The sequence below is a fragment of the Pseudomonas xanthosomatis genome (assembly GCF_019139835.1).
Classification (GTDB): domain Bacteria; phylum Pseudomonadota; class Gammaproteobacteria; order Pseudomonadales; family Pseudomonadaceae; genus Aquipseudomonas; species Aquipseudomonas fakonensis.
In genome coordinates this window covers 4,633,296-4,650,257 of record NZ_CP077075.1, presented here as the reverse complement: position 1 = coordinate 4,650,257, position 16,962 = coordinate 4,633,296, and the positions used below count along the sequence as shown (strand labels likewise).

General features: G+C 65.2%; 15 protein-coding genes. 7 read left to right on the top strand and 8 right to left on the bottom strand.

Annotation, left to right across the window (positions count from 1 at the left end):
• The 5 genes from KSS93_RS20505 to gloB form a co-directional block, all read right to left on the bottom strand.
• Nucleotides 1-1,074 (bottom strand): microcin C ABC transporter permease YejB, encoded by a 1,074-nt coding sequence (locus KSS93_RS20505; RefSeq protein ID WP_217839424.1) that lies wholly within the window; start codon nucleotides 1,072-1,074, stop codon nucleotides 1-3.
• 1 nt (nucleotide 1,075) lies between these two features.
• Nucleotides 1,076-2,908 (bottom strand): extracellular solute-binding protein, encoded by a 1,833-nt coding sequence (locus KSS93_RS20500; protein WP_217885733.1) that lies wholly within the window; start codon nucleotides 2,906-2,908, stop codon nucleotides 1,076-1,078.
• Complete coding sequence (locus KSS93_RS20495) at nucleotides 2,905-4,734, bottom strand: extracellular solute-binding protein (RefSeq protein WP_217885732.1); 1,830 nt, start codon at nucleotides 4,732-4,734, stop codon at nucleotides 2,905-2,907. Before KSS93_RS20495 ends, KSS93_RS20500 begins: the two co-directional genes overlap by 4 nt.
• Nucleotides 4,735-4,972: 238 nt before the next feature.
• Nucleotides 4,973-6,406 carry a lytic transglycosylase domain-containing protein gene (locus KSS93_RS20490; RefSeq protein WP_217885731.1) on the bottom strand — a complete coding sequence of 478 codons (1,434 nt, stop codon included), beginning with the start codon at nucleotides 6,404-6,406 and terminating at the stop codon, nucleotides 4,973-4,975.
• A 100-nt stretch (nucleotides 6,407-6,506) separates the two neighbouring features.
• Nucleotides 6,507-7,286 carry a hydroxyacylglutathione hydrolase gene (gene gloB, locus KSS93_RS20485; RefSeq protein WP_217885730.1) on the bottom strand — a complete coding sequence of 260 codons (780 nt, stop codon included), beginning with the start codon at nucleotides 7,284-7,286 and terminating at the stop codon, nucleotides 6,507-6,509.
• Nucleotides 7,287-7,366: 80 nt separating this feature from the next.
• On the opposite strand from gloB, the gene KSS93_RS20480 reads away from it, so the two are divergent.
• From KSS93_RS20480 to KSS93_RS20465, 4 genes are all read left to right on the top strand, one after another.
• Complete coding sequence (locus KSS93_RS20480; RefSeq protein WP_217885729.1) at nucleotides 7,367-8,140, top strand: class I SAM-dependent methyltransferase; 774 nt, start codon at nucleotides 7,367-7,369, stop codon at nucleotides 8,138-8,140.
• Between the two features lie 13 nt (nucleotides 8,141-8,153).
• Nucleotides 8,154-8,594: a ribonuclease HI gene (gene rnhA / locus KSS93_RS20475; protein WP_217839418.1), complete on the top strand. Its 441-nt coding sequence runs from the start codon at nucleotides 8,154-8,156 to the stop codon at nucleotides 8,592-8,594.
• A gap of 140 nt (nucleotides 8,595-8,734) precedes the next feature.
• Entirely contained in the window at nucleotides 8,735-9,490 is a 756-nt protein-coding gene (gene dnaQ, locus KSS93_RS20470; RefSeq protein ID WP_217885728.1) for a DNA polymerase III subunit epsilon, read from the top strand.
• A 149-nt stretch (nucleotides 9,491-9,639) separates the two neighbouring features.
• On the top strand, nucleotides 9,640-11,889 hold the full coding sequence (locus KSS93_RS20465) for an Orn/Lys/Arg family decarboxylase (RefSeq protein ID WP_217885727.1): 2,250 nt from the start codon (nucleotides 9,640-9,642) through the stop codon (nucleotides 11,887-11,889).
• On the opposite strand, the gene KSS93_RS20460 is transcribed toward KSS93_RS20465, so the two are convergent.
• Nucleotides 11,873-12,091 (bottom strand): hypothetical protein, encoded by a 219-nt coding sequence (locus KSS93_RS20460; RefSeq protein WP_217839415.1) that lies wholly within the window; start codon nucleotides 12,089-12,091, stop codon nucleotides 11,873-11,875. The genes KSS93_RS20465 and KSS93_RS20460 overlap by 17 nt on opposite strands.
• Nucleotides 12,092-12,248: 157 nt before the next feature.
• Between KSS93_RS20460 and KSS93_RS20455 the strand changes: the two genes are divergently transcribed.
• Nucleotides 12,249-12,809: an NADPH-dependent FMN reductase gene (locus tag KSS93_RS20455; protein WP_217885726.1), complete on the top strand. Its 561-nt coding sequence runs from the start codon at nucleotides 12,249-12,251 to the stop codon at nucleotides 12,807-12,809.
• A 99-nt stretch (nucleotides 12,810-12,908) separates the two neighbouring features.
• On the opposite strand, the gene phnX is transcribed toward KSS93_RS20455, so the two are convergent.
• Both phnX and KSS93_RS20445 read right to left on the bottom strand, forming a co-directional pair.
• Nucleotides 12,909-13,736, bottom strand: coding sequence for a phosphonoacetaldehyde hydrolase (gene phnX, locus KSS93_RS20450; RefSeq protein WP_217885725.1), 828 nt, complete (start codon nucleotides 13,734-13,736; stop codon nucleotides 12,909-12,911).
• 34 nt (nucleotides 13,737-13,770) lie between these two features.
• Nucleotides 13,771-14,877, bottom strand: coding sequence for a 2-aminoethylphosphonate--pyruvate transaminase (locus tag KSS93_RS20445; protein ID WP_217885724.1), 1,107 nt, complete (start codon nucleotides 14,875-14,877; stop codon nucleotides 13,771-13,773).
• Nucleotides 14,878-14,995: 118 nt separating this feature from the next.
• Here KSS93_RS20445 and KSS93_RS20440 point away from each other — a divergent pair, with 118 nt between their 5' ends.
• Together KSS93_RS20440 and KSS93_RS20435 are read left to right on the top strand one after the other, a co-directional pair.
• A complete protein-coding gene (locus KSS93_RS20440) occupies nucleotides 14,996-15,859 on the top strand; it encodes a LysR substrate-binding domain-containing protein (protein WP_217885723.1) in 864 nt (287 codons plus the stop codon).
• A gap of 81 nt (nucleotides 15,860-15,940) precedes the next feature.
• Nucleotides 15,941-16,954, top strand: coding sequence for an AraC family transcriptional regulator (locus tag KSS93_RS20435; RefSeq protein ID WP_217885722.1), 1,014 nt, complete (start codon nucleotides 15,941-15,943; stop codon nucleotides 16,952-16,954).
• Nucleotides 16,955-16,962 lie beyond the last annotated feature (8 nt).

The window sequence follows — 16,962 nt, the reverse complement described above, 5'->3', positions numbered from 1 at the left end:
TCAGTGCTCCCGGCTGGCGAAGTCGATACGCGGATCGACCAGGGTGTAGGTGAGGTCGCCGATCAGTTTCACCACCAGCCCCAGCAGGGTGAAGATGAACAGGGTGCCGAATACCACCGGGTAGTCGCGGTTGATTGCCGCTTCGAAACTCATCAGGCCCAGGCCATCGAGGCTGAAGATCACCTCGATCAACAGGGAGCCTGTGAAGAAGATGCCGATGAACGCCGAGGGGAAGCCGGCAATCACCAGCAGCATGGCGTTGCGGAACACGTGGCCGTACAGCACGCGGTTGCGGCTCAGGCCCTTGGCCTTGGCGGTGACCACGTACTGCTTGTTGATCTCGTCGAGAAAGCTGTTCTTGGTCAGCAGGGTCATGGTGGCGAAGTTGCCGATCACCAGCGCGGTGATGGGCAGCACCAGGTGCCAGAAGTAGTCCAGCACCTTGCCGGTGGTACTCAGCTCGTCGAAGTTGTTGGAGGTGAGCCCGCGCAGCGGGAACCAGTCGAAGTAGCTGCCGCCGGCAAACAGTACGATCAGCAAAATGGCGAACAAAAACGCGGGGATGGCGTAGCCGACGATGATCGCCGAGCTGGTCCAGACGTCGAAGTGGCTGCCGTGGCGCACCGCCTTGGCGATGCCCAGGGGTATCGACACCAGGTACATGATCAGCGTGCTCCACAACCCCAGCGAAATCGACACGGGCATTTTCTCGGCGATCAGGTCGATGACCTTGGCGTCGCGAAAGAAGCTGTCGCCGAAATCGAAGCGGGCGTAGTTCTTGACCATGATCCACAGCCGCTCGGGCGGCGACTTGTCGAAGCCGTACATGCGCTCGATCTCGGCGATCAGGGCGGGGTCCAGCCCCTGCGCGCCGCGATAGTTGGAGCCGGCCACCGACACTTCGGCGCCGCCGCCGGCAATGCGGCTGGTGGCGCCGTCAAAGCCTTCGAGCTTGGCGATCATCTGCTCCACCGGCCCGCCGGGGGCGGCCTGGACGATGATGAAGTTGATGACGAGGATGCCGAACAGGGTCGGGATGATCAGCAGCAGGCGCCGCAGGATATAGGCCAGCATGTCAGTTGGCCTCGTTGGCGGGCGGGGCTTCGCTTACCGCCGGGGTGACGTTGGGCTTGACCCACCAGGTGTCGATGCCGACGTCGTACTTGGGCGACTTGGCCGGGTGGCCGATGTGGTTCCAGTAGGCCACGCGGTTGGTCTTGATGTGCCAGTTGGGCACCACGTAATAGCCCCACTGCAGTACGCGGTCCAAGGCGCGGCAGTGGTCTATCAGGCTCTGGCGCGAGGCGGCGTTGATCAGTTGCTCCACCAGTTGGTCGATGGCCGGGTCGCGCAGGCCGATGAAGTTGCGGCTGCCGGGGTTGTCGGCGGCGGCGCTGGACCAGAACTCGCGCTGCTCGTTGCCCGGCGAGTTGGACTGCGGGTAGCCGCCGACGATCATGTCGAAGTCCCGCGAGCGCAGGCGGTTGATGTACTGCGAAACGTCCACCCGGCGGATATCGAAGCCGATGCCGAGGTCTGCGAGGTTGCGCTTGAATGGCAGCAGCACGCGCTCGAACTGGGTTTGTGCCAGCAGAAACTCGATGTTCACAGGCTTGCCGGTGGCATCGACCATCTTGTCGTCGACGATTTTCCAGCCGGCCTCTTGCAGCAGCTTGTAGGCCTGGCGTTGTTGCTCACGGATCATGCCGCTGCCATCGCTGACCGGGTTTTCGAAGGCTTGGCTGAATACCTGGTCAGGCACCTTGCCGCGCAGCGGTTCGAGGATTTTCAGCTCGGCGGGCGAGGGCAGGCCGCTGGCGGCCATCTCGGAGTTTTCGAAGTAGCTGTCGGTGCGAATGTAGGCGCCGTTGAACAGTTGCTTGTTGGTCCACTCGAAGTCGAACAGCAGGCTCAGCGCCTTGCGCACGCGGATGTCCTGGAACACCGGCTTGCGCAGGTTGAAGATGAAGCCCTGCATGCCCACCGGGTTGCCGTTGGGGATTTCTTCCTTGATCAGGCGCCCGTCGCGCACGGCGGGGATGTCGTAGGCGGTGGCCCAGCTCTTCGCGCTCACCTCCAGCTCATAGTCGAACGCGCCGGCCTTGAGGGCTTCGAGGGCGACGTTGTTGTCGCGGTACACATCGAAGGTCATGGCGTCAAAGTTGTAGAAGCCGCGGTTGATCGGCAGGTCCTTGCCCCAGTAATCCTTCACCCGCTCGTAGCGGATCGAGCGGCCGGCCTTCACTTCGGCGACCTTGTACGGGCCGCTGCCCAGGGGTATTTCAAGGTTGCCGCGGGTGAACTCGCGGCCTTGGTACCAGTGCTTGGGCAGCACCGGCAACTGGCCGAGAATCAGCGGCAGCTCGCGGTTGTTGTTGTGCTTGAACTTGAACAGCACCTTAAGCGGGTCTTCGGCGATTACCTCGGCGACATCGCCGTAGTACTGGCGGTACAGCGGCGCGCCGTCCTTGACCAGGGTGTTGAAGGTGAACACCACGTCTTCGGCGCGCATCGGGTGGCCGTCGTGAAAACGTGCCTCGGGGCGCAGGTAGAAGCGCACCCAGCTGTTGTCGGGGGCCTTTTCGATCTTGCCGGCCACCAGGCCGTACTCGGTGAAGGGCTCGTCCAGGCTCTGGCGCATCAGGGTGTCGTAGATGATGCCTAGGTTGTCGGCGGCCACGCCCTTGTTGATGAACGGGTTGAGGCTGTCGAAGCCGCCGAAGCTGGACTGGCGGAAGGTGCCGCCCTTAGGGGCGTCGGGGTTGACGAAGTCGAAGTGCTTGAAGTTGGCCGGGTACTTGGGGGCTTCGTCGTACAGGGTCAGGGCGTGTTGCGGGGCGGCCAGCGCCGGCAGGGCCAGGCAGCTGAGCAGCAGGCTGGCGGTAAAGGTGCGCAGCGACGAAATCATTGGGCTTTCTCCGAAGGCTTGATCCACCAGGTGTTCAGCCCGAGGGTGTAGGGCGGCGTGGTGACGAAAGCGAAGCGGTTGCGGTAGGCCAGGCGATGGTTGTCCAGGTACCAGTTGGGGATCATGTAGTACTGCCACGACAGCACCCGGTCCAGGGCGCGGGCGGCGGCCACCTGGTCGTCACGGGTGCGGGCGGCCAGCAGGGTGTCGAGCAGGTGGTCGACCACCGGGTCCTTCACCCCTGCGTAGTTCTTGCTGCCCTTGACTGCGGCCTGGCTTGAGTGGAAGTACAGCCATTGTTCCAGGCCCGGGCTGAGGGTCTGGGTTAGGGTCATCAGAATCATGTCGAAGTCGAACTGGTCGAGGCGTTGCTTGTACTGGGCGCGGTCGACGGTGCGCAGGCGCGCGTCGATGCCCATGCTGGCCAGGTTTTCGACATAAGGCTGCAGGATGCGTTCAAGGTTGGGGTTGACCAGCAGCAGCTCCAGGCGGAACTGGCGGCCCTTGGCATCGAGCAGGCGCTGGCCGTTGAGCTTCCAGCCGGCCTCGGCGAACAGCGCCAGGGCCTGGCGCAGGGTGGCGCGGTTGATGCCGTTGCCGTCGGTGTGGCTCACCTGGTAGGGCTCGGTGAACAGCTTGGCCGGCAACTGGTCGCGAAACGGCTTGAGCAGCAGCCACTCTTTGCCGGTGGGCAGGCCGCTGGCGGTGAACTCGCTGTTGGGGTAATAACTGGTGGCGCGCCGGTAGGCGCCATTGAACAGCGCGCGGTTGGTCCACTCGAAGTCGAGCATCAGGCCCAGCGCCTGGCGTACCCGCGGGTCGGCGAAGGCGGCGCGGCGGCTGTTCATGAACAGGCCCTGGGTTTGTGTGGGGATCTGGTGCGGGATTTGCGCCTTGATCACCTCGCCACGGCGCACGGCGGGGAAGTTGTAGCCGTTGGCCCAGTTCTTGGCCTGGTGCTCGATGTAAATGTCGAACTCACCGGCCTTGAATGCCTCGAAGGCCACCGTGGCGTCACGATAGAACTCGTACTCGACGCGGTTGAAGTTGTACTTGCCGCGGTTCACCGCCAGGTCCTTGCCCCAGTAGTTCTTCACCCGCTCGAACACCACGCGCCGGCCGGGTACCACTTCGCTGATGCGATACGGGCCGCTGCCCAGCGGCGGCTCGAAGGTGGTGGCCTTGAAGTCGCGCTTTTGCCAGTAGTGCTTGGGCAGCACCGGCATTTCGCCCAGGCGCAGAATCAGCAGCGGGTTGCCGGCGCGCTTGAACACGAAGCGAATGCGCAGCGGGCCGAGCACGTCGACGCGCTGCACCTCTTGCAGGTTGGTGCGGTACAGCGGGTGGCCGTCTTTGAGCAGGGTGCGGTAGCTGAACGCGACGTCGGCCGATGTGATCGGCGTGCCGTCGTGAAAGCGCGCTTCGGGGCGCAGGTTGAACACCACCCAGCTGCGGTCCTCGCTGTACTCCACCGAGCGGGCGATCAGGCCGTAGCTGCTGGTGGGCTCGTCGCCCGAGGGGTCGTACATGCCGGTGCCGACCATCAGCGTTTCGTTCAGCTCGCTGATGCCGTACTGCAGGAAATTGGGCGTGGTGACCGGGCTCGACCCTTTGAAAGTGTAAGGGTTGAGCGTGTCGAAGGTGCCAAACGCCATGGCCCGCAAGGTGCCGCCTTTGGGCGCTTGCGGGTTGACCCAGTCGAAGTGGGTGAAGCTGGCCGGGTACTTGAGCGTGCCGAACTGCGCATATCCGTGGCTTTCGCTCACCATCGCGACGGCGGGGAAGCTCAAGGCCAGGCTGAGGGACAGCAGGAGGGGACGTATCAAGTCGGCATCCGATCCAGGGGCGTTGGGCTTGGGTCGGGGTACAGTAACAGCTTGTACAGGCTCGAAAAAGAGCTGCTTCAGAGTGACGATGGATCGGGCGATGCAGCCCCTGTGGGAGCGGGTTTACCCGCGAAGCAGCCTGCGCGATGGATGGCACCGGCGTTGCCGGTGTTCGCGGTGGTCCGGCATCCCGGTAAACCCGCTCCCTCTGGAGCGGATTTGGCCACGGACCAGGTGGTCAGTGCGATAGGTAAACGGTCAGCGTCTGCCCGGGCTTGAGGGCATGCCCGCTGCGCGGGTTCCAGCGCTTGAGGTGTTTCATCTCGACGTTGAAACGTTTTGCAACCAGATAGTACGAGTCGCCCTTGCGCACCTTGTACTGGGTGGAACGCTGCTTCGAGTCGGCCACCCGGTTGCCTGCCGCGCTGGGTGCGTTGCCGCCGCGCAGGGCCAGCACCTGGCCAACCTTGAGGCTGTTGCCGCGCATGCCGTTCCAGCTTTGCAGCTGCTTGACCGACACCCGGTTGGCCTTGGCGATGCTGCCCAGGTTGTCGCCACGCTTGACCCGGTAGCTGCGCGCCGCCGGCGCCTTGGCTTCGGCCAGGGCGGCCTGGAACACGGCCTTGTTCGGTTGCAGGCTGATCAGCTCTTCAGGCTTGAGGTTGGACATGCGGTCCGACAGCAGCTGCGCCTTGGCGGTGGGCACCAGCAGTTGCTTGGGGCCGTCCACGGTCATGCGCTTCTTGAACGCCGGGTTGAGCTGGATGAGTTCGTCTTCGTCGATGTCGGCAAAGGCGGCGACCCGCGACAGGTCGAGGCGCTCGTTGATGGCGACGGCTTCGAAGTAGGGCTCGTTGGCGATCGGGTTGAGGTTCACGCCGTAGGCTTCGGGGGTGTTGACCACCTGCGACAGGGCCAGCAGCTTGGGCACGTAGTCACGGGTTTCCTGTGGCAGCGGCAGGTTCCAGTAGTCGGTGGGCAGGCCGAGTTTTTCGTTGCGTTCGATGGCGCGGCTGACCGTGCCTTCGCCGGCGTTGTAGGCCGCCAGGGCCAGCAGCCAGTCGCCGTTGAACATGTCGTGCAGGCGGTTCAGGTAGTCCAGCGCGGCGTTGGTCGAGGCGGTGACGTCGCGGCGGCCATCGTAGAAGCTGGTTTGGCGCAGGTTGAAGTGGCGCCCGGTGGCCGGCATGAACTGCCACATGCCGGCGGCACTGGCCCGTGAGTAGGCCATCGGGTTGTAGGCGCTTTCGATGGCCGGCAGCAGCGCCAGCTCCAGCGGCATGTCGCGTTCTTCGAGGCGTTCGACGATGTAGTGCAGGTAGAGGCTGCCGCGCTCGCCGGCGGTTTCGACGAACGACGGGTTGCTGGCGAACCACAGGCGTTGCTGTTCGATGCGCGGGTTGACGTCGATGCCGTCCTGCAGGGCGAAGCCCTGGCGCATGCGCTCCCACACATCTTGCGGGGCCTGGGCCTGGGGCTTTGCCTTGACCACCAGCGGTGCGGGTTTGTGCTTGATCCGCGCCTGGTAGTTGTGTGCGCGAACGCTGTCGGATTCGTCGAGCTGACGGGTGCTCTGGCAGCCCACCAGTGTGGCGGCCAGCGCCAGTGCACTGATCTGTGCCAGTCGCGTCAGGGCGACCGAATGAGAGGTTCTGCGGCTACTGGAAGACATCGGCTGGGGGTGTTATCCGGGCAAAAAAGTTCGGCGATTCTAGGAACCGCCCCCGGCCGGGTCAACCTTTAGGACTATGTCGCGATATATCTTGAGGTTATCAGAACACGTCCTTCCAAGACCTCAAGGCAGCAAAAACAGTGGCTTGGCTTGGGTTGGAATGCCCCTTCCATTCGTCTGCTTTTTGTTTAACGAATGTTTCAGCTGTGCGAAGAAACGGGTTGGTCAGGCGCTCCAGACCGATGGTCGAGGGCAGGCTGATGCGATTGTCGGCGCGCAGACGGGTAACGTCCTCGAAGCGTTGGCGAACGTGCGGGTTTTGCGGTTCCACGGCGCAGGCAAAACGCAGGTTGCTCAGGGTGTATTCGTGGGCGCAGTACACCTCGGTGGCCTCGGGCAGGGCGGCCAGGCGCTGCAGCGATTGGTGCATCTGTTCCGGGGTGCCTTCGAACAGGCGCCCGCAGCCGGCGGCGAACAGGGTGTCGCCACAGAACAGCAGGGGCGTGGGCGTTTGCCCGGTGTAGTAGGCGATGTGGCCGAGGGTGTGGCCGGGCATGGCCAGCACCTCGAATTCAATGCCCAGCACCTGCACGCGGGCGTTGTCGTCCAGCGCCAGGTCACGGCCCGGGATACGTTCGTGGGCCGGGCCGCAGACGCGGGCACCGGTGGCCTGCTTGACGGCCTCGACTCCGCCGACATGGTCGTGGTGGTGGTGGGTGACAAGGATATCCTCGAGCACCCAGCCGGGGTTTTCGCCGAGCCATTTGAGCACCGGGGCGGCATCGCCCGGGTCGACCACCGCACAGCGGCGATTGGCAGTATCCTGTAACAACCAGATGTAGTTGTCGGAGAAAGCGGGTAGGGCAACGATCTGTATCATGGTGCGATTTCGCCAAGCCTGGACATGGGGGCATCTTAGCCGCGATGGCGCGGCCCGAGAACCTTCCGAGGGATAACGCAATGACCGACCAAGCCTCCGCCCAGGCCGACCCCGAGTGGGTCGAGCTGATCCGCCTGGCCCGCGACTGGTTCGACGGGCCGCTGGGCCAGTTGATGCTTAAAGAGGAAGAAAAGCTGCTGAGCGAAGAGCTCGGGCGCTTTTTCGGCGGCTACCTGGTGCACTACGGCCCTGGCGCCGAAGCACCGCCCAACGCCCCCCAGGTGCAGCGCAACGTGCGCCTGGGCGCGCCGTTGCCGGGGGTGGAAATCGTCTGCGAAGAACAGGCCTGGCCGTTGTCGGAGCATGCCGCCGACGTGGTGGTGCTGCAGCATGGCCTGGACTTCAGCCTGTCGCCCCACGGCCTGCTGCGTGAGGCGGCCAGTGCGGTGCGCCCGGGCGGGCACCTGCTGATCGTCGGCATCAACCCCTGGAGCAGTTGGGGCGTGCGCCACCTGTTCAGCCGCGGCGCCTTGCGCAAGGCGCGGTGTATCTCGGCCTCGCGGGTGGGGGACTGGCTCAACCTGCTGGGCTTCGCGCTGGAGAAACGCAGGTTCGGGTGCTATCGTCCGCCGCTCGCCTCACCGGCCTGGCAGCAGCGCCTGGCGGGTTGGGAGCGGGTTGCCGGGGGCTGGCAGAGCGCCGGTGGCGGCGTTTACCTGCTGGTGGCGCGCAAGATGGTGGTTGGCCTGCGCCCGTTGCGCCCGGCGCGCCGCGAACCGATGGGCAAGCTGCTGCCGCTGCCGCTGGCCAAGGTCAACCGCAGCGCCGCCAGCCCTGATACTGACAAGCACTGAACACGAGTGGTACATGAGCGAGAGCGTCGAGATCTACACCGATGGTGCCTGCAAGGGCAACCCAGGCCCGGGCGGCTGGGGTGTGCTGATGGTTTTCAAGGGCGTCGAGAAGGAGTTGTGGGGCGGCGAGCGTGAAACCACCAACAACCGCATGGAACTGATGGCCGCCATCGAGGGGCTCAAGGCCCTCAAGCGTGAGTGCGAGGTGGTGCTGACCACCGACTCCCAGTACGTGATGAAGGGCATCAATGAGTGGATGCCAAACTGGAAGAAGCGCGGCTGGAAGACCGCCGCCAAGGAACCGGTGAAAAACGCCGACCTGTGGATGGCGCTGGATGAGCAGGTCAACCGGCACAAGGTGACCTGGAAGTGGGTGCGCGGCCATATCGGCCACCCCGGCAACGAGCGCGCCGACCAGTTGGCCAACCGTGGGGTGGACGAGCTGCGCAAGTAGGGTTGAGGCGCGTGGGTTGGGGCTGCTGCGCAGCCCTTCGCGGCTAAACCCGCGAAGGGCCGCAAAGCGGCCCCAATCGCAAGCTGTGGTTGGGTTATACTCCCGCCCCGAATTCAGGCACGGCCAGTTGGAGTCCCCGCGTGGAGCAGCAGCAAGACAAACGCTTTGTCATCCTCGATACCGAAACCACCGGTATGCCGGTGACCGAAGGCCACCGCATCATCGAGATCGGTTGCGTCGAGGTCATTGGCCGGCGGCTGACCGGGCGGCATTTCCACGTCTACCTGCAGCCTGACCGCGAGAGCGACGAGGGCGCCATCGGCGTTCACGGCATCACCGACGCCTTCCTGGTGGGCAAACCGCGCTTTGGCGAGGTGGCCGAGGAGTTCTTCGAGTTCATTCAGGGCTCGACTCTGGTCATCCACAACGCGGCGTTCGACGTTGGCTTCATCAACAACGAATTCGCCTTGATCGGCCAGCAGGACCGCGCCGATATCTCCCAGCACTGCCCGATCCTCGACACCCTGATGATGGCGCGCTCGCGCCACCCGGGGCAGCGCAACAGCCTCGATGCGCTGTGCAAACGCTACGGCATCGACAACTCCGGCCGTGAGCTGCACGGCGCACTGCTCGACTCGGAACTGCTGGCTGACGTCTACCTGGCGATGACCGGTGGGCAGACCAGCCTGTCGCTGGCCGGCGAGGGGGCCGGTAGCGAGGAGGGGCAGGGCAGTGCTGGGAGTGAGATCCGCCGTATCACCGGGCGTGCACCGGGGCGGGTGATCCTGGCCAGCGAGCAGGAGCTCGAAGCCCATGCCGAGCGTTTGGCGGCGGTAGCCAAGTCGGCCGGCGGGCCGTCGATGTGGCAGGTGTTGACTGAGCCGGCGGCGGGCTGAGGCTTAAGCAGGCCCGGCCTCTTCGCGGGTAAACCCGCTCCCACAGGGGGCTTGGTTGACGGGGTGCTTTGTGGTCGGCAGGCCAGGCCCCATCGTCGGCAAGCCGGCTCCTACACTGTGGGTATCGCCCCTGTGGAGGTAGCCGCCCGATGTACAAGGACCTCAAGTTCCCCATCCTCATCGTCCACCGGGCGATCAAGGCCGACAGCGTGGCCGGCGAGCGGGTGCGTGGCATCGCCGCCGAGCTGGCCCAGGACGGCTTTGCCATCCTTGCCGCCGCCGACCATGCCGAGGCGCGGCTGGTCGCGGCCACCCACCATGGCCTGGCCTGCATGCTGATTGCCGCCGAAGGCGTCGGCGACAACCACCACCTGCTGCAGAACATGGCCGAGCTGATCGGCCTGGCCCGTCTGCGGGCGCCCAACCTGCCAATCTTCGCCCTTGGCGAGCAGGTAACCCTGGAAAACGCCCCGGCCGAGGCCATGGGCGAGCTCAACCAACTGCGCGGCATCCTCTACCTGTTCGAAGACACCGTGCCGTTTCTGGCGCGGCAGGTGGCGCGGGCGGCGCACAACTATCTGGACGGCCTGCTGCCGCCGTTCTTCAAGGCATTGGTGCAGCACACCGCGCAATCCAACTATTCTTGGCACACCCCCGGCCACGGTGGCGGCGTGGCTTACCGCAAAAGTCCGGTAGGGCAGGCGTTTCACCAGTTTTTTGGCGAAAACACCCTGCGCTCGGACTTGTCGGTGTCAGTGCCTGAGCTCGGCTCGCTGCTCGACCACACAGGCCCCCTGGCCGAAGCCGAGGCGCGGGCGGCGCGTAACTTCGGCGCCGACCACACCTTCTTCGTCATCAACGGCACCTCCACCGCCAACAAGATCGTCTGGCACGCCATGGTCGGGCGCGACGACCTGGTGCTGGTGGACCGCAACTGCCACAAGTCGGTGGTGCACGCGATCATCATGACCGGTGCCATCCCCATTTACCTGTGCCCGGAGCGCAACGAGCTGGGCATCATCGGGCCGATCCCGCTCAGTGAGTTCAGCCCCGAGTCGATCCGCGCAAAAATCGCCGCGCACCCGCTGGCCCAGGGCCGCCCGGCCAGGATTCGCCTGGCGGTGGTCACCAACTCCACCTACGACGGCCTGTGCTACCACGCCGGGATGATCAAGCAACTGCTCGGCGCCAGCGTCGAGGTGCTGCATTTTGACGAGGCCTGGTTCGCCTATGCGGCCTTCCACGACTTCTTTGCCGGGCGCTACGCCATGGGCACCGCGCGGGCCGATGACGGCCCGCTGCTGTTCAGCACCCATTCCACCCACAAGCTGCTGGCGGCGTTCAGCCAGGCGTCGATGATCCATGTGCAGGACGGCGCCACCCGCCAGCTGGACCGCGACCGTTTCAACGAAGCCTTCATGATGCATATCTCCACCTCGCCGCAGTACAGCATCCTGGCCTCGCTGGACGTGGCCTCGAGCATGATGGAGGGCCCGGCCGGGCGTTCGCTGCTGCAGGAGATGTTCGATGAGGCCCTGAGCTTTCGCCGGGCACTGGCCAACCTGCGCCAGCACATCGCCGCCGACGACTGGTGGTTCAGCATCTGGCAGCCGCCCCAAGCCGAAGGCATCCACCGCCTGGCGGCGCGGGACTGGCTGTTGCAGCCGGGCGCCGAGTGGCATGGCTTTGGCGAGCTGGCCGATGACTACGTGCTGCTCGACCCGCTGAAGGTCACCCTGGTGATGCCGGGGCTGAGTGCTGGCGGCGTGCTGGACGAACACGGCATTCCGGCGGCGGTGGTGGGCAAGTTCCTGTGGGAGCGTGGGCTGGTGGTGGAGAAGACCGGGCTGTACAGCTTTCTGGTGCTGTTCTCGATGGGCATCACCAAGGGCAAGTGGAGCACGCTGCTCACCGAGCTGCTGGAGTTCAAGCGCCACTATGACGCCAATACGCTGCTAAATGAGTGCCTGCCCAGCGTGGTCGCCGAGCAGCCGGCGCGCTACAAGGGCCTGGGCCTGCGCGAGCTGTGCGAGCAGTTGCACGCCTGCTACCGCAGCAATGCCACGGCCAAGCAGCTAAAGCGGCTATTCACCAAGTTGCCGGAAGTTGCCATGAGCCCGTCGCGGGCCTATGACCAGATGGTGCGCGGGGAGGTGGAGGCGGTGCCGATCGGGGAGCTGCTGGGCCGGGTGGCGGCGGTGATGCTGGTGCCGTACCCGCCGGGGATTCCGTTGATCATGCCGGGGGAGCGTTTTACCGAGGCGACCCGCTCGATCCTCGACTACCTGGCCTTTGCCCGGGCCTTCGATGAGGGCTTTCCGGGTTTTGTCGCCGACGTGCATGGCCTGCAGCGTGAAGGGCAGGCCTACACGGTGGATTGCATCAGGGAATGCGAATGATCTCGACGCCGGTCTGGGCCAGCTCGAAGCGGTCCTCGCCCAGGTAGTTCACCCGGTCGCCGATGGCCAGGCGGTAGGTGGTGATCGGCGCACCCTGGGTGCTGCCGTCGGCCTGGAGGGTGGACTCCTGGAATTCGTGCACGGGGTAGATACGGCCTTCGGCGTCGCGGGCGTGGAACTGGCCGACCATTACTGCTGCCATTTTGGGTGGAACCCTCTGAAACGTGTAGGAAATGTCTGTAGGCATAGACCAGCGAAACGCTTGGGAAGTTTTCTGCCGAGAGGAAAAAAACCTAAGGGCCGAGGAACGGTCATCTATAACTGTTCAGGTTCCATTCCCCACACAGGACTTACACGCCATGAGCCAGGTCTATTCGGTAGCGGTTGTCGTCGGCAGTTTGCGCAAGGACTCCTACAACCGCAAGGTGGCCCGCGCCTTGTCCGAGCTGGCCTCGTCCAGCCTCGCCCTGAAAATCGTCGAGATCGGCGATTTGCCGTTGTACAACGAAGACGTCGAGGCCGAGGGAGCGCCGGACAGCTGGAAGCGCTTTCGCGACGAGATCCGCCGCAGCGACGCGGTACTGTTCGTCACCCCGGAGTACAACCGTTCGGTACCGGGCTGCCTGAAAAACGCCATCGATGTGGGCTCGCGGCCCTACGGGCAGAGCGCCTGGAGCGGCAAGCCGACGGCGGTGGTCAGCGTGTCGCCGGGGGCGATCGGCGGTTTTGGCGCCAACCATGCGGTGCGCCAGTCGTTGGTGTTCCTCGACATGCCGTGCATGCAGATGCCCGAGGCGTATATCGGCGGGGCGGCGTCGTTGTTCGATGACGGCGGCAAGCTGAACGACAAGACCCGGCCGTTCCTGCAGGCGTTCATCGACAAATTTGCCTCCTGGGTGAAGTTGAACCGCTCGGTCTGACAGTGCGCATATGGCCATTCGCGGGTAAACCCGCTCCCACAGGCGGATCAATATCCCTGTGGGAGCGGGTTTACCCGCGAAGAAGGCGACGCCGACCTGTCAGAACGCCTGCGGCATCTCCCCCTTGGCCAGCCGCCGGTTGATATCGGCAATCACCTCGGGCAGCTCGTTGATGGTGTCGATCAGGTAGTGCGGCCGGGAGCCGGCGAACAGCTGGTGAATGCGCTGGCGCTCGCTCTCGAGCTTCTCGGCGCCCAGTGCGCGGTATTCTTCCCAGGTCAGCCCCAGGGCATTGCCCGAGCACACCAGCGCCACGGTCCACATGCCGGCGCGGCGGCCTTCGAGGATGCCCGGCACGGTGTCGTCCACCTTCACGCAGGCGGCCACATCATCGATACCCAGGGCGATCACGTTGGCCAGGGCCTGGGCCGGCCACGGGCGCCCGTTCGGGGTTTCGTCGGTGGCCACCACGTGGTCGGCCACATAGCCGTTTTGCGCAGCCAGCTCCACCACCTTGTCCATCACCACCTTGGGGTAGCCCGAGCACGAGCCGATCTTCAACCCGCCCTTGCGCAGCCCGGTGAGGGTGTCCAGGGCGCCGGGGATCAGCGCCGAGTGCACGGCGATCTTCTCGATCTGCAGCGGCATGAAGCGTTCATAGATGGCGGTGACGTCAGCGTCGGTAGGTGCGCGGCCGAACACCTTGCGGTAGCGCTCGGCGATTTCCGGCACGTCGCACAAGGTGCGAATGTGGTCCCACTTGCCCATGCCCATGGGCCCGCGGGCCTCTTCGATGGACACCTGCACGTCGAACTCGGCGAAGGCCTCGACGAAAATCTGCGTGGGGGCGAACGAGCCGAAGTCGACCACGGTGCCGGCCCAGTCGAGGATGGCGGCTTGCAGCTGGGTGGGGTTGCTGTAGTTCATGTGCGCAATTTCCTTGAATTGGGTGGGCAGAGGGTCAGATGTCCAGCACTTCCATTTCCCGCAGCACCTCGGCCACGGCATCAACGGCGGCCTGCATGCCGGCCGCGCCGACCACGCCGATGCAGCCGACACGGAAGGTCTCGACCTGGGTCAGCTTGCCGGGGTAGAGGATGAAACCCTTGGCCTTGACCCGCTCGTAGAAGTTCTTGAACTGGTAGCGGGCATCAATGGGGGCGTGGAAGGTAACGATGATCGGCGCCTGGATATCCGCAGGCAGGAAGCTTTTGAGGCCGATTTTGGCCATGCCGTCGAGCAGGGTCTTGCAATTGTCGGCGTAGCGCTGGTGACGGGCCGGCAGGCCGCCTTCCTCGTTGTATTGCTGCAGCGCTTCGTGCAGGGCAGCGACCACGTGGGTGGGCGGGGTGAAGCGCCACTGGCCGGTCTTGGTCATGTACTGGTGCTGGTCGTGCAGGTCCATGGCGAGCGAATGGGCATTGCCTTCGGCTGCGGCCAGCGCGGTTTTTTCGGCGAATACGAAGCCCATGCCCGGCACGCCTTCAAGGCACTTGCCGGAGGCGGCGATCAGCGCCTCGAAAGGGATTTGCCGGGCATCGATGGGTAACGCACCGAACGAGCTCATGGCGTCGATGATCAGGCGTTTGCCGTGGCGCTGGATCACCTGGGCGATCTCGGGCAGCGGGTTGAGGATGCCGGTGCTGGTTTCGCAGTGGATCAGCGCCACGTGGGTAACGCTTGGGTCGGCTGCCAGCAGGCGGTCGACGTCCTCGGCGGTGGTCGGTTGGTCTTCGGCGGTTTCGAAGGTGCTGTAAGCGCGGCCCAGCACCTTGCAGATCTTCGCCAGGCGCTGGCCGTAGGCGCCGTTGATCAGCACCAGTACCTTGCCGTCACGCGGCACCAGGGTGCCGATGGCGGCCTCGACGGCGAAGGTGCCGCTGCCTTGCAGGGGCACGCAGTGGTGGCTGGCGGCGCCTTCGAGGATCGCCAGCAACTGCTCGCACACGCTGGCGGTCAGCTGGTTGAAGTCGCGGTCCCAGGAACCCCAGTCCACAAGCATGGCCTGGCGGGTACGCAGCGAAGTGGTCAGGGGGCCGGGGGTCAGCAGGATCGGGGCGTTGCTCATTGCGTGTTTCCTCACAGGCGGTGGGCTGGGCTGGAAAACTATGGGGCTAGGTTGCAATTGGCCGACCTATCAATCAAATTGTTTGTAGATATGCCAGCCATCAGTCAGGCCGATAGATATGAACCTGTTCCAGCTGCGAGCCTTCGATGCCGTCGCCCGCGAGGGCAGCTTCACCCGCGCCGCCGAGCGCCTGTTCATCAGCCAGCCGGCGGTGACCGGGCACGTGAAGGCGCTGGAGGAGCACTACCAGATCACCTTGCTGCGGCGCACCGCGCGGCGGGTCGAGCTGACCGAGGAGGGCACGCGCCTGGCGGCGATCACCCGGGCCATGTTCGGCCTGGCAGAAGAGGCCCAGGCGATGCTTGAAGCCAACCGCCAGTTGCTCACCGGGCGCCTGGAGGTGGCCGCCGACGGCCCGCACCGGGTGATGCCGATGCTGGCACTGCTGCGCGAGCGCTACCCGGGCATCACCGTCAACCTGCGCCTGGGCAACGCCCAGGAAACCCTGGCCGCGCTGCTGGGCGAGCATGCCGATGTGGCGGTGCTGACCGAGATCGAGCCGCGCAAGGGGCTGCATTTGCAGAGCCTTTGTGAGTCGCGCTTGTGCGCCTTGCTGCCGCTGGGGCATGCCTGGGCCGAGGCCGCTGATGACCTGCCGCTGGCCGCGCTGGACAAACAGATCATGGTGCTGCGCGAACCCAGCTCGACCACCCGGCGCACCTTCGACAAGGCCTGCGCCGGGGCAGGCATTCAGCCGCGGGTGCTGCTGGAGCTAGGCAGCCGCGAGGCGGTTACCGAGGCGGTGGCGGCGCAGTTGGGCATTGGCGTGGTGTCGTCCACCGAGGTGGCCCATGACCCGCGGGTGGTGGCGCGGTCGTTGAGCGGGGCGGGGCTGGTCAACCAGCATATGCTCGGGTGCCTGGAGCGGCGCCGGGAACTGCGCTTGATCCAGGCGTTTCTGGGGTTGGCTGCCGGTGTTTGAGGGGCCTAAGATGCGCTGGCCCCATCGCCGGCAAGCCGGCTGCTACAGGGCGCGTGCTGCTGCAGTGAGCGGAAACCTTTGATGAGCGAAAAAGACACCATCTCCATGCAACTGGTGCGTGAAGCGCTGTTGCAAAGCTGCCCGAGTGGCGCGGTGGATGCCGTGCTGGCCCAGGCCGGTATCGATGCCGAGCAGTTGCGGCTACCCGAGGCACGGGTCGGCGCCGACGCCTACGCACGCCTGTGGCGCCTGCTGGCGCGGCGCTGCAATGACGAGTTCTTCGCCATGGACCCGCGCGGCCTGCGCAGCGGCAGCCTGGCCTTTGTGTGCCGTGCCGCCATGGCCCAGCCAACCCTGGCCGACGGCCTGCGCTGCGCGCTGGACTTTTTCTGCCTGATGTTCGAAGACCTGCAGCCCAGCCTGGTGCGCCAGCCGGGCCTGGCCGAGATCGTCATCATGGAGCCGCGCGACGAGCCGCGCCGGGCGTTCACCTATTTCACCTTCTGGATGATCGTGCACGGTGTGGCCTGCTGGCTGGCCGGGCGGCGCATCCCGATTTTGGCCATCGACCTGCGCTGCGCCGAGCCGCCGTTTTGCGACGACTACCGGGTGATGTTCTCGGAAAACCTGCAGTTCGAGCGGCCACGCACACGCATGATCATCGCCGCCGGTTGCCTGGACCAGCCGCTCAAGCGCACGCCCGAGGAACTGCAGCGGTTTCTGGCCGAGGCCCCGGGCAACATTCTGGTCAAGTACCGCGACCCGGCAAGCCTGGGCCGGCGCGTGCGCAACGACCTGCTGGCACTCGACCCCGGCCTTTGGCCTGACGCCGACCAGTTGGCCCGCCAGTTGTGCCTGTCGCCGTCGACCCTGCGCCGCCGCCTGGCCGAGGAGGGCCAGACCTACCAGGGGCTCAAGGACAGCGTGCGCCGGGAGCTGGCGATCGCCTGGCTGGCCAATGCCGAGCCGAGCCTTGCGGACATCGCTCAGCGCTTGGGGTTTGCCGACAGCAGCTCGTTCTACAAGGCGTTTCGCAAGTGGTTCGGTTGCAACCCTGGGCACTACCGCAATCTGGTGATGCGCCAGCCTCGCTAATGCTTCCC

Bases quoted from the DNA above. Each gene is read 5' to 3' on its own strand.
- KSS93_RS20480 (WP_217885729.1), top strand. From the start codon at position 7,367: ATGACCGACCAAGCCTCCGCCCAGGCCGACCCCGAGTGGGTCGAGCTG.
- KSS93_RS20465 (WP_217885727.1), top strand. From the start codon at position 9,640: ATGTACAAGGACCTCAAGTTCCCCATCCTCATCGTCCACCGGGCGATC.
- KSS93_RS20435 (WP_217885722.1), top strand. From the start codon at position 15,941: ATGAGCGAAAAAGACACCATCTCCATGCAACTGGTGCGTGAAGCGCTG.
- gloB (WP_217885730.1), bottom strand. From the start codon at position 7,286: ATGATACAGATCGTTGCCCTACCCGCTTTCTCCGACAACTACATCTGG.
- rnhA (WP_217839418.1), top strand. From the start codon at position 8,154: ATGAGCGAGAGCGTCGAGATCTACACCGATGGTGCCTGCAAGGGCAAC.
- phnX (WP_217885725.1), bottom strand. From the start codon at position 13,736: ATGAACTACAGCAACCCCACCCAGCTGCAAGCCGCCATCCTCGACTGG.
- KSS93_RS20455 (WP_217885726.1), top strand. From the start codon at position 12,249: ATGAGCCAGGTCTATTCGGTAGCGGTTGTCGTCGGCAGTTTGCGCAAG.
- KSS93_RS20490 (WP_217885731.1), bottom strand. From the start codon at position 6,406: ATGTCTTCCAGTAGCCGCAGAACCTCTCATTCGGTCGCCCTGACGCGA.
- KSS93_RS20505 (WP_217839424.1), bottom strand. From the start codon at position 1,074: ATGCTGGCCTATATCCTGCGGCGCCTGCTGCTGATCATCCCGACCCTG.
- KSS93_RS20460 (WP_217839415.1), bottom strand. From the start codon at position 12,091: ATGGCAGCAGTAATGGTCGGCCAGTTCCACGCCCGCGACGCCGAAGGC.
- KSS93_RS20440 (WP_217885723.1), top strand. From the start codon at position 14,996: ATGAACCTGTTCCAGCTGCGAGCCTTCGATGCCGTCGCCCGCGAGGGC.
- KSS93_RS20500 (WP_217885733.1), bottom strand. From the start codon at position 2,908: ATGATTTCGTCGCTGCGCACCTTTACCGCCAGCCTGCTGCTCAGCTGC.
- KSS93_RS20445 (WP_217885724.1), bottom strand. From the start codon at position 14,877: ATGAGCAACGCCCCGATCCTGCTGACCCCCGGCCCCCTGACCACTTCG.